Origin of the sequence: Leptolyngbya sp. AN02str (assembly GCF_050565595.1) — a bacterium.
Classification (GTDB): Bacteria; Cyanobacteriota; Cyanobacteriia; order Elainellales; family Elainellaceae; genus Kaiparowitsia.
Genome location: NZ_JBNXVR010000019.1, coordinates 70,692 through 84,912, shown reverse-complemented (window position 1 = coordinate 84,912; position 14,221 = coordinate 70,692). Strand labels below are relative to the sequence as shown.

Here is a 14,221-nt window from a genome sequence, read left to right as displayed (position 1 = left end):
CTTTGCTTGGGCAAAGATGGCTCTTTTGAAATGAGCAAGCTATGGGCAGTTCGAGGATTCATCCTGGGCTGGGTTTCCCACTCACCTGAGCCCTATCTGAAACAAGGCCGAGGATGCTGCATGAGCACTTCATCAATACGAGCATACAGATCGCTGGTGGTAGAGGAGTTATCGATGACGGCATTGGCTAGCTTGGCTTTTTCGTCTATGGGGGTTTGGCTTTCGATGCGGGCGTGAATTTGCTCTAGGGTGAGGCGGCCGTCGCGATCGCGCTCTTGGATACGTTGCACCTGTTGGGCTGCGTTACAGCGAACCACCCAAATTTCGGTCACTAGGTCGGTCATGCGTGCTTCAAATAACAGAGGCACAACCACAACCGCCACAGGACAAGCTTCTGTCGCTAAACGCTGAAGCTCGTTGGCAATGCGATCGCGCACATAGGGATGAATGCGTTGTTCCAACCAAATGAGCTCAGCCTGACTGGCAAACACAATCTCTCCGAGGCGAGCCCGATCCAGTTCTCCAGTACGAGGCACTAACACACCAGGGCCATAACGCTCAACAATTTCGGCCAATAAGGGCGCACCGGGCTCCACGGCCTCACGGGCATACACATCTGCATCCAAAACAGGAACGTGATACGCCGAAGCCAAATAGCTAGACACTGTTGTTTTTCCCATGCCAATGCCACCCGTCAGGCCAATCACCCTCGGCGGCATTGTGAAAGAAGACTTGCGATCGCTCATCATAATTGTGCAGTAGCCCAACGCACTAGGGCTAGCGTGAGTCCTTCCAGGGTATATTCTTCTGCTTCAACTGAAACACGACCCAAATGAGCAAGACATGCTGTCGTTGTTTGCGGGCCAATCGATGCCACAGCACAGGAATCAGGCAATGACACATTAGCCTGATGCAAAATGTGCTGAAAGCACTTCACCGTTTTGGAACTCGCAAACGTGACCGCATCCAGCGTACGTTGCTCTAGGGCAGTCCGCACCTCGTTTGGCAAGGTCGTAGCACAGTCCGATTGGTAGGCAGATACCTCCGACACCGCTGCACCCTGGTCTCGAAACAACTTCACCAACACATCGCGTCCGCCCGTTTCGACCCGAGGAAACAGAATGGAGCAGCCCACCAGCGAATCAGGAAAATGCTCCACCAGTGAATCTGCAACAAAATCCGGTGGAATGAAGTCAGGACGAAGGCCATAGTCATGAAGCCGTTGGGCAGTTTTTTTGCCCACAACAGCCAACTTGATCCCTGCCAAGGCCCGCGCATCTTTTTCTTGCTGAGCCAAACGCTCAAAGAAATAATCCACCCCATTTGTGGACGTTAGCACAAGCCACTGGAAGCGGTGGATCTGAGCGATCGCATCATCCAGCGCAGCCCAACTTGAGGGAGGGCCGATCTCGATTGCTGGCATTTCCAGCACATGGGTACCCTGCGCCATCAGCAGTTCGGCAAACTGGCTTGACTGACCCGCCGACCGGGTAATGAGGACAGTTTTACCATGGAGTGGAAGCGAGGCAGACGGAGCAGGCGCAGAAGAGGCAGAACGGATGGAATCAGACACAGGCAAGGAAGAAACGTCGGCAGAAGAATGAAACGTTGTGTACCTATTGTGTGATGGGGAGGCCGGAATTAGATAGGGACGCAGGCTCACAACTTCACCAATTGTAATGATGGCAGGCGACAACGGCTGATGTGCCGTGACCTGCTGAATCGATTGCAGGGTCCCCGTCCAGGTTTGCTGCTGGGGATGCCCCGCCCAGCGGGTAACTGCCACAGGGGTTTGGGGCGATCGCCCTCGGTTCATCAACTGCTGCACAATCGTACCAAGCTGCTGCGCCCCCATCAGAATCACCAGCGTATCCATGCGGGCTAGCGCTTCCCAATCGAGCCGGTCTGGTTCGTGAGCGCTCAGCAGTACCACACAGCGACTCATGGTGGGATCGGTGAGCGGAATGCCTTCAAACAATGGAGCCGCCAGAGCGGAAGAAATGCCGGGAACAAGCTCAACAGGTAGGTTGTGCGATCGCAGCGCTTGAATTTCGGATGCCGTGCGACCAAAAATGAAGGGATCGCCACTCTTGAGCCGAACCACCACCTTTCCTTGTTGGCATAGATCCACCAACAGTTGATCAATCTTTGGCTGTTTTAGGCTAGGGCGACCACCGCGCTTACCCACATCGTAAGTTTCGCAATGGGCTGGAGCCAGATCCAAGAGCGCCGAATCGATCAGGGCATCGTACACGACGGCTTCGGCACGTTGAATCAAGGAGTAGCCCCGCACCGTCAAATATTCCAGGCTTCCTGGGCCTGCTCCCACAATGTAAACTTTGCCCGTATCCATGACCATCGCATTGGGTTAACTGAGGTCGGCTCAAACTGTACTGATCACTTAGATCCCTTCAAATAGAGCCCTTCAAAGAAGCAGAGCAAGGGAGCAAACGCTAGCCTAGGGCACGACTCCCACAATTAGGACTGAAACAACTCCACTCACTCTCAAGGGTTCGTGCAGGGATGGGGCACGGCACACCCATCCGAAGCCCAAACATATCAGCCCTATTAATGTTGCCAGAATATAGCAAAAGGCGGCGCGGTTACAGAAGGAAGGGAACCCAAACGCCGCCACAAGCCGTATGGCAATCGTATTTTTTGGAATTTAGTAACGTTCTGGCAGCCACAGCATGAAGCACTCCCTTCCTGCTGTGATCATGATCCACCCTTCGATAACGTGAGTTTCATGGATAAGCTGAAGTGCCCACTTTTGTGTGCGGGTTGCGTACGTAAAAATGGGTTGTTCTAAGGTTTGCGCGGCGCGCAAACCTTAGAACAACCTTAACCGAAACTGGCGTTAGAGAATGATCTTCACTAAGCCAACGAGCAGCAGCACAGCCCCCAGGCCAACCGAGGCGATCGCCCCATAGGTTGCATACTTAGCTCCTTGCTCAGCCGCTTTTGTTAACTCGGCTTCCGACTTGAGCGAAATCATAAAGGGCTTGGTGGAATCATCGGGACGGCATAGGGTCAGGCGATCGCCCTGATCGGACACAGCCGCCAGGATCGTAGCCCGACGATGCAGCGGCAACACCGACTCGCAGTAGCGATAGCCCAAGGTACGCCGACCACCGCCAATATTGCCAATCGCCAGCGAGAAGCGGCCATAGGAAATGAGGCCTCCAGCGCTTTCAGGGCGAAATTCATCCAGCACAGTCGTTAACTCCACCTGGGCACCATCGGGATCAACCCAAATATCGCCAGAGCGATCGCGCAAAATGAACGGAGTCCGCTGCTCATTGCTCGATACCGTTTCCGAGCCACGCTGGGTTTCGGTCACCGTTTTACCCTCGCTGTCCTTGCGGGTCACTGTCTCCTCATATTCCCGCCGAACACTCATGCGATATATCACGCAGGGTTCTTGCTTCAGTTCCGAGGTGAGAGGGCGATCGCACACAACATCGCCCGCCAGCTTCACATAATCGCGCCAGCTTCCGCCGCCAATTTCTTGCGCCACTTCTTTTGCCATCGCGCTGAGTTCAGCCACGGTGGCACTACGTGCGCCTTTGAGTGCTCTAGCTTTGTGGTTGTAATTTCGCTGCACAAAAAACAGCGCCACACCAACGACCAATCCAACACAGCCCGCAATCAGGAAACCCATACCAGTTCATGCCCAACGTACAGACTTAGCGTTCCCACGCCAACTTAGGTAGCTACCGCTATCGTTTGGTATGTTCCGAAAAATATCAACATCCATCTCCTGCTGCCCAGTCATGTTGCGCAATGTTGCCTAGGTTTTAAGCGGGGTTCCGTCTCATGGGAAACTAGCTAAACAAGCATGAATTTTTATTGACCCGTACCAAAACGAATTCAGGTGAACGCAAACGTCGCTAATTCCTCCAACTGGCTTACCGAAGCCCAATCCGAGGCGATCGCGCCCGCCGCCGTTACCCAGGCCCGCAAAGCCGAACACATTCGCGTTTGCCTGGAAGCCGATGTGCAAACTCAAACCACCACCAGTGGGTTAGAACGGTACCGCTTTAACCACTGTTGCTTGCCTGAGTTGGATTACAACGAAGTCAACCTATCAACCCAGTTTTTAGGCAAGACACTTCAGGCTCCTGTGTTAATTTCGTCCATGACGGGAGGAACCGACTTGGCTCGTACCATCAACACTCGTCTGGCAGAAGTAGCGCAGATTTTTGGCTTTGCCATGGGGGTGGGGTCGCAGCGGGTCGCCATCGAAAATCCCGATGTGGTGCCTAGCTTTTCGGTACGGGCCATTGCCCCCGATGTTTTGCTGTTTGCCAATTTGGGTGCGGTGCAGCTCAATTACAGCTATGGATTAGAGGAGTGCCAACGAGTCGTGGATTGGCTGGAGGCCGATGCGCTCATCCTGCACCTAAACCCTTTACAGGAATGCGTACAAACCAAGGGCGATCGCAACTTTCGCGGTCTCCTGCCCAAAATTGAAACGCTGTGCCGCCACCTGCCCATTCCCGTCATTGCTAAAGAAGTTGGGAACGGCATTTCTGCCAAAATGGCGCAACGCTTGCTGGATGCCGGAGTGAGCGCCATTGATGTGGCTGGGGCTGGCGGCACCTCTTGGGCACGGGTCGAAAGCGAACGGGCCGCCGACCCAATCCAGCGGCGTTTGGGCAATACGTTTGCGGCATGGGGCATTCCCACGGCGGACTGCCTTACTAGCATTCGGGCGATCGCGCCCACGATTCCTCTCATTGCATCAGGTGGCCTGCGCAACGGGTTGGATGTCGCAAAGGCGATCGCGCTTGGGGCCGATTTGGGTGGATTAGCCCTGCCGTTCCTTCAAGCAGCCGTGCAATCCGAAGCCGTTTTACACGAACTTGCCACCATGTTGATCGCAGAGCTAACAACGGCCTTGCTGTGCAGTGGATGCAGCGATCTCAAAGCACTGCGCCAGCCCGACGTGCTGTACCGTGTCAGCTAAGCTTACCCACCCTACCGAACATCCACAGGGCTTACGCTTTTGGATTATTTTTCGGGCTCAGCCCTCAAATCCTCCCCTGTCGTGTACGCACGCGTACGCAACAGGGGAAGCTTCTTCGCAAGTTAAGGCTCTTTTTGGGTGATTACTGCGTAGAAAGGATCTCCACCGGGAAAGCCCAGCATTTGCAACACGCTAGGCACGTTAGATTGTTTGGCAATCACTTCAGGTTTGCGAAAGCCAGGGATCGCATTGAAATAGGATTTCACCAGTTCCACCCGATCTTGCTCACTGCCCTCTCGCCAAGCCGCGATCGCCTTTTGATAGAACATGCGGTTAGAAAAGCTAAAGATCGCAATCCCACCCGGTCTGAGAATTCTGTAAATTTCGGCAAAGACCGCCTCTGGCCGCTGTAGGTACTGCACCGAAACCGTATTCAGCACCGCATCAAACGAGGCATCTTCCAATGGCAAAAGCTGCTTTTGGTTTAGATTTTGCACAAAGTAGTGATCCAACTGGGGATTTTTGGCCAACTCTTCCTCATTCAGTCCATGCCCCTCTACATGGTCAAAGGGAATGTCATCCGGCAGGTGCGAAACCCAGCTGCTCATCATGTCAAAAATGCGCGTGTTGGGTTTGAGGCGATCGCGATACAGATCCGTCAGCTGTTGAATAAACCCCTCATCCACATGAGTGACAAACCGAGGCGCGTCATAAAACAGCGTATCGTCGCTCTCGTCTAACTTTGCGCGTTGGGTAGGATGCAACATCACACCAAACTTCCAGGTCTACCCTTTCAGTGTAAATAAAATTTGCGAAATATTAAGTCGGTTTGGGTTTCCAAGTTCTGGTGATGGCGCTTCTGCTGGACTCAATTCGACCGTCTCTATTTCCCCAGAAAACCGCTGCGCAAGGGCAAGATGCAACGCCCATTTCCCAAACTTCTGACCTTACTCTTCCACAAACACCAGTTCTAGCTGAATGCCGTCGGGATCGGCAAATAGCACGGCGTAATAACCTGCCTGGGCACTCGCTTCCATGGGTGCGCTCAGAACATGGGCCTTTAGGGCTTGCAGCAGTTCGTACAGCGTATCCACCTGCTGACGCGACTCCGCATGAAACGCCAGGTGATGCAACCCCAGCGCTTTTGCTGGGGCAGGATGGGCAGCCTCAGCCGTAAAGGAGAGCGTAAACGCTCCAGCCTGCGGCGACCACCACTGCGTGAATTCGGTATTGCGGGCTACTGGGCGATATCCCAAAAATTGCAGAATCGGGTTGTAAAACTGCTCAGAGCGATCGCGATCGCTCACCCTTAGCGACACATGACTAACCACACCCAGGGCCATTTCGCTCTCTGTCTCCCCAGCACACGTTGTCGAGAATCTTGTAGAGAACCTTAGCCAATGGGTTCGGGACGCTTTAGCCAAATGGCACGAATACCAGCCGCCTTGGCTCCTTCATAATCTTCTCGAAAGCTATCGCCCACATGCCAGGCCACCTCTGCCGTGCAGTCGTGCTTTTGCAAGGCCGATTCAAACACCCTGGTATCGGGCTTTGCCGCACCTACCTCACTGGAAATGGTGATGGTGTCGAAATAGTGATCCAATCCCAGGAGCGGCAGCAGCGCATAAATTCGAGAATCGAAATTGGAGACAATGCCCAGTTCTACCCCTTGTTCGCGCCAGTGGTTCAGCGTCTTTTCAGTATCGGGATACACATACCACGGCTCGACCGAGGCAAAGTGATCGTACAACGCGCTGAAGAAGGTGGCAAAGTCACCAAATTGGTTTAATACGCCGACATGTTGAAACGTTTCTGCGGCGATCGCCCACCACCACGCATACTCTCGCTCAGGCACCTCATCGGCATTGACCCCCGGAAAGGCCAGCGGAGAGGCCGCCTTGAAGCTGGTGAAGAAGGCGTGATCCAGCGCGGTGGCGTCCACCTCTACGCCAAATTGTCGCGCCAAGTCGCCGTAAATTTGCCCAACACTCCCCCGCACGCCAAACAGCGTACCCACCGCATCGAAAAAGATGACCCTTGGTTTGCGATCGCTCATACCCATTTCAGTTGGATGATTTTCAACTGTAGCACCATGCCCAAGCCTTGGCTCATTGACATCACAGGAGTGTCATAGAGTGTCGGCTGAGGGGGCATTCGTTTCACTCCTAGCTGTGTAGCCGCATTTCAGAGCAGCAGTCGTGGAAGGGCGATCGCAAGAGACATGAGTTCTGTCCTGCTATGCAAAAAAGCGCACCATCAATGCCGATACTGCGCCAGGTAAATCGAATTCAAACTAGGCTCAATTAGCCGGATGTGAGCAAATCCTGCAACGGCTTTGTAATCCAGTTCAGCCCAACCTTGAGCTGATGGTCGAAGGTGGGCATGCGGTACAGGTAGGCCACCCGACGCGCCACATGGGCCAATGGGCCTTCTAGCTTAAAGCCCAAGCCCGTTAGCGTGGCGTTGTCGGTTCCCAACGTCATCATTTCGCCAATGCTTTGATAGCGGAACGGCAACAGAGGTCGCCCCGTTAGCGAGGCCCACACATTCCATCCGGTGTAGTCAGCCTGTTGGAACGCGGCTTGAGCCGTATTGGGCACCAATTGACCGTCAGCATCAATGCATTCTGCGGCATCTCCCAACGCAAAAATCTCCTCATGGTCGGGGACTTGCAGCGTTGGAGCCACCACCAGTCGATCTTGGGTTGTGTGCTGCAAGGGTAATTGTTTCACCGCGTCGCTAATTTGGGTGCCCACCGTCCACAGCACTAGATCGACGGGAATGGTGTCAACTTCGCCGCGAAACTCAAGCGAAATGGAATCGCTCTGAACCGAGGTCACTTTGGTTTCGTAATCAACCCAAATGCCACGCTTTTCCAATGACTTTTGGGCAGCGTCGCGGTTGAAGTCGGTGGAGGTGCGCAAGATTTGATCGCTGAGTTCCACCAGGCGCAACCGTCCGCGATCGCCTAACCGATCGGCCAGCTTGCAGGCCAACTCAACACCGCTATAGCCCGCACCTACAATTGCCACCCGAATTTTGTCGGTATCCGTAGCTTCCAGCACCCGGAGCCGTTCCTGCACCGCATACGCATCTTGAATGGTGCGAAAGGGAATGGCATATTCAGCCACACCCGGAGCCATCGACATGGGCGTTTCGCCACCCAAAGCCAGCACTAGGCGGTCGTAGGTCAGTTCCGGCGCATCGTCGAAATACACCGTGCGCGTGTTCACATCAATTCCGCGAACAGCAGCCTGAACAAAGCGCACCCCCGTACCCGCCAATAGCTCGCTAAATGGCGGTGCAATTTCCCAGGTTTGCAGCTCACCCGTCAATAACTCGTACAGCAAGGGTGAGAACAAGAAGCGATCGCGCTGATCCACCAACACAATCTCAGGCTTTTCTTGCTTGCTCCACGGTAATTGGCTCAGGCGAAGGGCCGTGTACAGGCCACCAAACCCCCCACCCAAAATGCAAATGCGCGTCGATTGAGTCATAAACCAGAACGTTAGGCCCAAGGATAAAAGTTGATCCAGCGTTTCAGGCTACATTTAGCCAAACACGCTCTCAGCACTAGGCTGAATCTCCTTCAGCATAACGAAGATTTGGGGATGTTCTAGACCGACAGATTTGAAACACACCCAAAGATGGGAAACAAAGCAAGCGGGCGATCGCCCTCAAGGTTGGATGCTCACGTCGGCATTCCAACGATTCTGGCTATCGGTTTGACCACAGCTTTGCGACAGGTTCGGCTACAGGTTGCAGCGGGCGTTCTCTTGTTGAATTTTGGTGGCGATCGCCTCTGGCACCCCTAGCACTGCATCTTGATACAGCCGCTCAAACTCTCGCTGAAAGTGAGCCGCTACCGTGGCATTGCGAATCACCAACACATTCTCATCATTTTGGTGATTGGCAGCTTCGCTCCAGTTTTGAGAACCCATGATCACCGTGTGTCCATCGACCACGGCAAATTTGTGATGCAGCAGATCGCCTGCCGGAAGCTGAGGCGTACCCACGGTCTGCAAGGGAGTCTCCCAAGGTTTGTTGCCAGCGTCAAACTTGCAGGCATTGTTGGGCAACGCCACCCCCATCAAGTCCAGCGCTTCGCTGTAGGGACGGTACACAAAGCTTTCATCCACCAGCGCCCGAATGCTGACATCCGTTTTCTGCTTGCTCTCTAGCACATAGCTCAACCGTTGATCGCTAAACACAAACAAGGCCAAATCGATGCTGTGCGCTGCACTATAGAGCGATCGCCCAATGAGGCCATTGGTGCTCTCCCACCAATTTTTGGTTGAAGATTGCGGCGAAAACTGAATCATCAATGCCGAGTCGGGAGCCAGGGGCACCGATTGGGGCGATCGCGCTGGCTTCTGCAAACCAAACAGGCTGTCGGGCTGTCCCCCCGGCCCATCTCCCCACATCAGATTAAACTCACTGGTAAAGGCTTGAGCCACCGTTGCGCTGTGAATGCGCAGCACATGATTTGGATTACCCCGGCTCTCGGGTGAGGAAAAATCGCCATGAATATCGGACAGGGTAAAGTTGGCCGAGCCTACCACCACCGTACGCTCATCCACCACCACAAATTTGTGATGCATCAGGTCGCTGCCGCGTGAACCATCTGCCCGATCATCAATTATGGGAATGCCAGCCTTCTGCAAAATCACCAGGGCATCGTTGCGGGCAATTTCTTGAGCCGATAGGGTGCCGTCTTGATTTTGGTCAATTAGTCGTAAATTCTCTTCGTAACGGGCGCGATCGCGCGATTCCAGTTGAGCCACATCCTGAGGCCGCAGGCTACTGGTGGGGCGGCTGTAGTTGTTCTCCAAAATCACCCGCACCCGCACCCCTGCCTCAGCGCGATCGCGCAACGCCTCGGCAATTCGGGGCAAGCGCAACTCCTGCACCGCAACATCTACCGACATTTGAGCCGACAAGATCGCATCGACGATAACTTGCTCCAGGTCATCGCCCAAGCGCTCTTGCTGTCGGTAGGGATCGCGATAGAGCGACGACTGCGATTGATTGAAAAAACTTTGAATCAGTGAGTCTTGGGGCAATGGCTCCAGCAGAGCCATTGCCTCCGATGACTGGGCCGCCTCTCGCCGCCACATCGTCAGCCCAGCACACACTAGCAACGCTGCCAATGACAAAATTCCTAAGTGCGATCGCCGGAGTGCCCAACTGCCCATAGCCAAAACCGCCACTAACGTTACGCCTGTCTTGGCCTAGTTAGCCCAATTTTGAATAAAATGAAACGCCCGTAGGCGATTTCTATTCCATCTCGGCAGTATCGCGGCATGAGGAGGGCGATCGCAGCCACATATCCCTCCCTCCACAGCCAACGCAAGGCTTAAAAGCGCCGTCCCAACAAGCGCTGGCGCACACTCTCTGCAATCTTTTGACCCAAATATTCGGGAATCAGGTTCTCGTTTGGCCCCAACAGGTACAAGATCAATCGCGTGCGCCCCCGCCACACCAGCAAGTTTGCATTCACCACCAGCAAATCTTCCTGCCAAATGGCATACATCACCTTGTAGAACAGTCCCGGCTGGTTATCGGCCTCAATAAGCAGCGCCGGCAAATGAAACACCGGATCAACGTAGAACTCCGTTTCAACCTGCTCCAAGCCTGCATCCAGGTTAAACTCAACCGCCAGCATTTCTTCCACTTCAAACCGACCCGCTAGCGCCTCACGAATCGCCCGGCACACATTTTCGGCTGTTTTGTCGGTCAGCACCTTGCCGCCACGCGATACCACCAGCTTGATAAATACCAGCATGGGAGGATAGATCTGCCCGTACAAACTCAAGCTGTGAATGGTGAGTCCATAGGCCGCCAACACCCCAAAAATATCGCTTAGCAAAAACGACTGGTTGCGATAGGCAAAGTGCAAGGCACTCTTGGTGCCTTCCGGCTTCAGCTCAATCACAGCCTGCTTGGTGCGGTATAGCTGATATGCCAACCGCAAATTTTGCAACTGAATTTCACTACTCACAAACTGCTCATAAAACTGGGGAAACGCCCGATTGAAGCGCTTAAGCAGTTCTAATGTCGATGGTTTTAAACCCGAGGCCATAGGTAAGGTCTGCATGCGGAGCCCCGATGGGCAGGATCTGGCGAAATCTCTTCTTACTAGAAAACCCTAAAACGGTGATCAATTTCTCAAAAAATAGCAGTAGAATCGCATAGCTTGCTAAAAAACTCTGGATTGCTGCAAGTCTATTGGCTTAAGCATGCCCACCGGAGTAGAGAATACACAGATATACTAGCTAGTACCGTCTTAAACGTATTATCGTCTGCACTGCATTGGCATGGGTTTTTGGAAAAGCTTATTTAGTACAACAGACACTGCCGCTACACCCAGGCCAGGTCAGGCGGAAGGCACAACGGCTGCCAGCATGACCACCAGCTCGGGCTCTCGCATCCTGTTTTCTACCGATCGCGAGATTGACCTGTACGAGTTGGAAGAGCTGTGTGATGCCGTAGGCTGGTCGCGTCGTCCGTTGCGCAAAGTCAAAAAGGCAATTCAGTACAGCTTTTTGGTGGTTTCCATGTGGGAAGAACGAGGAGCCCAGCGCCGCTTGGTTGGTTTTTCCCGTGCAACGTCGGACCACGCCTTTAATGCCACGATTTGGGATGTTGTTGTGCATCCCGACTACCAGGGCAAAGGTATGGGTAAAGCCCTGATGAAATATATGATTAAGAAACTTCGCAGCGAAGACATCAGCAACATTACGCTGTTTGCCGATCCGCATGTGATTGATTTTTACCGTGGACTTGGGTTTATGCCCGATCCAGAGGGCATTAAGGGAATGTTTTGGTACCCCGATTGAGCGATCGCGCTTGAATGGCTGATTCGATCAACTTGGCCTGCTGAGCCCATAGCAGTACATCCTCCAGCGAAGGACACAGATCTTTGCGCTGAAAGGTTGCCACGTTTAACCGTAGTACCTGTCGATACACCTGTTGAGGCGGCAGCTGAGCCAACTGTTCCACTGAGGTAATACCTGCGTGGAGCAATAGCCCACAGTAGCGATCGCCCACTGATGGAATGCGTGCCAAGTTGGCCAACGCGCTCCACTTGGCGACATGATGCCAATGCAGCTGTAGCTGGCCAGCCAGCGCCTGCTGCTTTTGCGGCGTGGCTGTAGCGCTCAACAGTTGGCGGGTGTTGTGAATTCCACAGTCTCGCAATTGCTGACGGTAGGCTGCGGACACTCCAGGCAAGTGGTCAATATCCCAATATTGCAAGTGCAGTGGTGGGCGGGAGGCAGCAGCCATAAGGATTTTACCAACTCGACGAAGGAGCACTCTCTATCATAGGCGCAGGCGCTTGGCTTTGCAGGATTGTCCTATTCGCAGAAGTTCATGACAGCAGAAGTTCATGACAGTTGAGCAAACGTTTTGCCAAAACAGGCTATACTGGTGTTTGGCGAAAACGGGATGTAGCGCAGCTTGGTAGCGCGCCTGCTTTGGGAGCAGGATGTCGCAGGTTCAAATCCTGTCATCCCGACTCAAACCTCATAATGGAAAGGAAGGTAACTGTGGAATGGCTCCCGGTTACCTTCTTTTTCCATGCGGCGATGGCCATGCATCGTTCAGCAGAGCGATGGGTTAAAACAACATCCCAAAAACATCCTCCAAAAAAGTGATCTGCTTCTGAAGAGTATGAGTATCCTGTTGGGTAGCTAACACGGGTTAATACAGGATTGGGAGCAGTGGCATGGCGAACCGCATTTGGCTAGGACTCATGATCATTGGGGTGAGTGGGCTATTGGTTAGCTGCGGTGGGCGATCGGCCCAAGCTCCTTCGCAAGCAGAATCCTCTCAATCAGAAGCTGCTGGCACAACAGTACCAACGGCATCATCCACGATGCGCCCCATCGCCCCACCAGACTCCGCCACTTTGAGGTCTACATCGGCGGTGACAGGCAACCTGCCCGACGAGCTGCTCAGGAGCAGGGGGGCAGGGGGGCAAAGCGCATCCATTGCCTCTGGCAGAACGGATCCCTTTGTCTCCGTTGCCGATCAAGCTGTGGTGATTCCCTCTCCTAGCATTCCAACTCGACAGGAAGAAGTGCTGCCAAAACCAGCCGTGGCCCCCGTCGCGCCACCGGCTCCGGTGGTGTCTACCGTGCCACTCCTTGCGCCACCACCACCGCCGCTGAGCGCTTTTCAGCCTGCACCAACAGCCAATGTGCCCGCTGTACCGATGGTGGCTCCCCTGCCCATCATGGCGGAGCGGATTCAAATTAGCGGCTTTATTCAGGTGGGCGATCGCCTGAGCCTGATTGCCGAAGTCCCCGGAGAAGCGAACAGCCGTACCGCCACCGTAGGTGACTATCTCGCAGGAGGCCAAGTCTTAGTCAAGCGAATCGACAGCAGTGGCCCCGAACCCGTTGTTGTGCTGGAAGAAAATGGACGAGAGATTATAAGGACTATTGGAAGTTCTGCAACCGAAATTGGAATGTTGTAGTAGGAATAGGGTAGTACCAGAGCAGTCGTGCAACATCTCAACAGGGCACAGGTTAGACTCATGGCATTCGATTGGTTGAGTTTTGATTGGCTGAGTTAGGTTGCCCCTGTTGAACGCCGCACTGATTTATGCACAGGTTTAGTGATACAAATTCCAGTACCCGAGTTTGGACTGTTTGCTAAGCCCATCTGGTTCTCGCCCTCTCTCTCCTGCTTCTCAACTATGAAGGCTCGCATCACGCCGGATTATCGCCCCCTCAGCCTGGATGGCTCTTATCTATGTCCGATCTGCCGACATGGAGACATTGCCAGCTTAGTGCTGATGGATGCCTTTGCCTGCAATTTTTGTCGTCACATGTTTTCTACCAACCTAGAATCCCAAACGGTGGAGGTTGTAGATAGTTCTCAACCGATTTCCTGGTGGTGGAACGGGCGCACTTGGCAATCAACTCGTTGGGAGGATCAGCGAGTTCAGTCGGTGCTGTGGCTCATGGGTGGCGCGATCGTGCTGTTGCCGCCGTTGATTGTTGGGCTGTCGGTCTATGCTTTTCCGCCGTTGCCAAACAGTCCGTTGTCTTGGTTTCCGGTGGTATGGGTGTTGGGCACGTTTGTTATTCACTTATTGATGATGGGCTGGCTGATGGCCGAGCATTACCAGTTTCCCTGGTATGTATCCATGAAGATTCGGTTGCGATCGCTCATGGAGCGCTTCAATTCTGGATGAACGGTTTGAATCCCCCTTATCCATCTTGCGAAGGCCGTTTCCCCAAT

14 protein-coding genes and 1 tRNA gene are annotated in these 14,221 nt (G+C 53.7%); 5 read left to right on the top strand and 10 right to left on the bottom strand.

The annotated features are described in order from the left end of the window. Nucleotides 1-92: 92 nt before the first annotated feature. From coaE to ACQ4M4_RS15695, 3 genes are all read right to left on the bottom strand, one after another. Nucleotides 93-749 (bottom strand): dephospho-CoA kinase, encoded by a 657-nt coding sequence (gene coaE / locus ACQ4M4_RS15705; RefSeq protein ID WP_430685380.1) that lies wholly within the window; start codon nt 747-749, stop codon nt 93-95. After that, nucleotides 746-2,353 (bottom strand): uroporphyrinogen-III C-methyltransferase, encoded by a 1,608-nt coding sequence (cobA, locus tag ACQ4M4_RS15700; protein WP_430685379.1) that lies wholly within the window; start codon nt 2,351-2,353, stop codon nt 746-748. Before cobA ends, coaE begins: the two co-directional genes overlap by 4 nt. Before the next feature lie 504 nt (nt 2,354-2,857). After that, nucleotides 2,858-3,661: an E3 ubiquitin ligase family protein gene (locus ACQ4M4_RS15695; RefSeq protein WP_430685378.1), complete on the bottom strand. Its 804-nt coding sequence runs from the start codon at nt 3,659-3,661 to the stop codon at nt 2,858-2,860. A 213-nt stretch (nt 3,662-3,874) separates the two neighbouring features. Between ACQ4M4_RS15695 and fni the strand changes: the two genes are divergently transcribed. Continuing rightward, complete coding sequence (gene fni / locus ACQ4M4_RS15690; RefSeq protein WP_430685377.1) at nt 3,875-4,969, top strand: type 2 isopentenyl-diphosphate Delta-isomerase; 1,095 nt, start codon at nt 3,875-3,877, stop codon at nt 4,967-4,969. Nucleotides 4,970-5,091: 122 nt separating this feature from the next. On the opposite strand, the gene ACQ4M4_RS15685 is transcribed toward fni, so the two are convergent. The 6 genes from ACQ4M4_RS15685 to ACQ4M4_RS15660 all read right to left on the bottom strand — a co-directional run bounded on the left by ACQ4M4_RS15685 (nt 5,092) and on the right by ACQ4M4_RS15660 (nt 11,066). After that, entirely contained in the window at nt 5,092-5,736 is a 645-nt protein-coding gene (locus ACQ4M4_RS15685) for a class I SAM-dependent methyltransferase (RefSeq protein ID WP_430685376.1), read from the bottom strand. A 180-nt stretch (nt 5,737-5,916) separates the two neighbouring features. After that, a complete protein-coding gene (locus tag ACQ4M4_RS15680) occupies nt 5,917-6,312 on the bottom strand; it encodes a VOC family protein (protein WP_430685375.1) in 396 nt (131 codons plus the stop codon). A gap of 50 nt (nt 6,313-6,362) precedes the next feature. Continuing rightward, complete coding sequence (locus ACQ4M4_RS15675) at nt 6,363-7,025, bottom strand: HAD-IA family hydrolase (protein WP_430685374.1); 663 nt, start codon at nt 7,023-7,025, stop codon at nt 6,363-6,365. Nucleotides 7,026-7,272: 247 nt separating this feature from the next. Further along, nucleotides 7,273-8,466, bottom strand: coding sequence for an NAD(P)/FAD-dependent oxidoreductase (locus ACQ4M4_RS15670; protein ID WP_430685373.1), 1,194 nt, complete (start codon nt 8,464-8,466; stop codon nt 7,273-7,275). 255 nt (nt 8,467-8,721) lie between these two features. Continuing rightward, nucleotides 8,722-10,164, bottom strand: coding sequence for a phospholipase D-like domain-containing protein (locus tag ACQ4M4_RS15665; protein ID WP_430685372.1), 1,443 nt, complete (start codon nt 10,162-10,164; stop codon nt 8,722-8,724). Between the two features lie 161 nt (nt 10,165-10,325). Beyond that, nucleotides 10,326-11,066, bottom strand: a complete 741-nt coding sequence (locus ACQ4M4_RS15660) for a hypothetical protein (RefSeq protein ID WP_430685371.1) — start codon at nt 11,064-11,066, stop codon at nt 10,326-10,328. Between the two features lie 220 nt (nt 11,067-11,286). Here ACQ4M4_RS15660 and ACQ4M4_RS15655 point away from each other — a divergent pair, with 220 nt between their 5' ends. Beyond that, nucleotides 11,287-11,808: a GNAT family N-acetyltransferase gene (locus ACQ4M4_RS15655; RefSeq protein WP_430685370.1), complete on the top strand. Its 522-nt coding sequence runs from the start codon at nt 11,287-11,289 to the stop codon at nt 11,806-11,808. Here the strand turns inward: ACQ4M4_RS15655 and ACQ4M4_RS15650 are convergent. Then, nucleotides 11,780-12,256 carry a DUF4332 domain-containing protein gene (locus ACQ4M4_RS15650; protein WP_430685369.1) on the bottom strand — a complete coding sequence of 159 codons (477 nt, stop codon included), beginning with the start codon at nt 12,254-12,256 and terminating at the stop codon, nt 11,780-11,782. The two genes, ACQ4M4_RS15655 and ACQ4M4_RS15650, sit on opposite strands and share 29 nt — an antisense overlap. Before the next feature lie 158 nt (nt 12,257-12,414). On the opposite strand from ACQ4M4_RS15650, the gene ACQ4M4_RS15645 reads away from it, so the two are divergent. The 3 genes from ACQ4M4_RS15645 to ACQ4M4_RS15635 all read left to right on the top strand — a co-directional run bounded on the left by ACQ4M4_RS15645 (nt 12,415) and on the right by ACQ4M4_RS15635 (nt 14,174). Then, nucleotides 12,415-12,488: transfer RNA gene (locus ACQ4M4_RS15645), tRNA-Pro, on the top strand. 210 nt (nt 12,489-12,698) lie between these two features. Beyond that, the gene (locus ACQ4M4_RS15640; protein WP_430685368.1) at nt 12,699-13,451 is read left to right on the top strand and encodes a hypothetical protein; all 753 of its coding nucleotides are present in this window, start codon (nt 12,699-12,701) and stop codon (nt 13,449-13,451) included. A 222-nt stretch (nt 13,452-13,673) separates the two neighbouring features. Beyond that, entirely contained in the window at nt 13,674-14,174 is a 501-nt protein-coding gene (locus ACQ4M4_RS15635) for a hypothetical protein (RefSeq protein WP_430685367.1), read from the top strand. Nucleotides 14,175-14,221: the final 47 nt, after the last annotated feature.

What these genes read in the sequence shown, in the direction of transcription:
- coaE (WP_430685380.1), bottom strand. Translation starts at nt 749, where the DNA reads ATGATGAGCGATCGCAAGTCTTCTTTCACAATGCCGCCGAGGGTGATT.
- cobA (WP_430685379.1), bottom strand. Translation starts at nt 2,353, where the DNA reads ATGGATACGGGCAAAGTTTACATTGTGGGAGCAGGCCCAGGAAGCCTG.
- ACQ4M4_RS15695 (WP_430685378.1), bottom strand. Translation starts at nt 3,661, where the DNA reads ATGGGTTTCCTGATTGCGGGCTGTGTTGGATTGGTCGTTGGTGTGGCG.
- ACQ4M4_RS15685 (WP_430685376.1), bottom strand. Translation starts at nt 5,736, where the DNA reads ATGTTGCATCCTACCCAACGCGCAAAGTTAGACGAGAGCGACGATACG.
- ACQ4M4_RS15680 (WP_430685375.1), bottom strand. Translation starts at nt 6,312, where the DNA reads ATGGCCCTGGGTGTGGTTAGTCATGTGTCGCTAAGGGTGAGCGATCGC.
- ACQ4M4_RS15675 (WP_430685374.1), bottom strand. Translation starts at nt 7,025, where the DNA reads ATGAGCGATCGCAAACCAAGGGTCATCTTTTTCGATGCGGTGGGTACG.
- ACQ4M4_RS15670 (WP_430685373.1), bottom strand. Translation starts at nt 8,466, where the DNA reads ATGACTCAATCGACGCGCATTTGCATTTTGGGTGGGGGGTTTGGTGGC.
- ACQ4M4_RS15665 (WP_430685372.1), bottom strand. Translation starts at nt 10,164, where the DNA reads ATGGGCAGTTGGGCACTCCGGCGATCGCACTTAGGAATTTTGTCATTG.
- ACQ4M4_RS15660 (WP_430685371.1), bottom strand. Translation starts at nt 11,066, where the DNA reads ATGCAGACCTTACCTATGGCCTCGGGTTTAAAACCATCGACATTAGAA.
- ACQ4M4_RS15655 (WP_430685370.1), top strand. Translation starts at nt 11,287, where the DNA reads ATGGGTTTTTGGAAAAGCTTATTTAGTACAACAGACACTGCCGCTACA.
- ACQ4M4_RS15650 (WP_430685369.1), bottom strand. Translation starts at nt 12,256, where the DNA reads ATGGCTGCTGCCTCCCGCCCACCACTGCACTTGCAATATTGGGATATT.
- ACQ4M4_RS15640 (WP_430685368.1), top strand. Translation starts at nt 12,699, where the DNA reads ATGGCGAACCGCATTTGGCTAGGACTCATGATCATTGGGGTGAGTGGG.
- ACQ4M4_RS15635 (WP_430685367.1), top strand. Translation starts at nt 13,674, where the DNA reads ATGAAGGCTCGCATCACGCCGGATTATCGCCCCCTCAGCCTGGATGGC.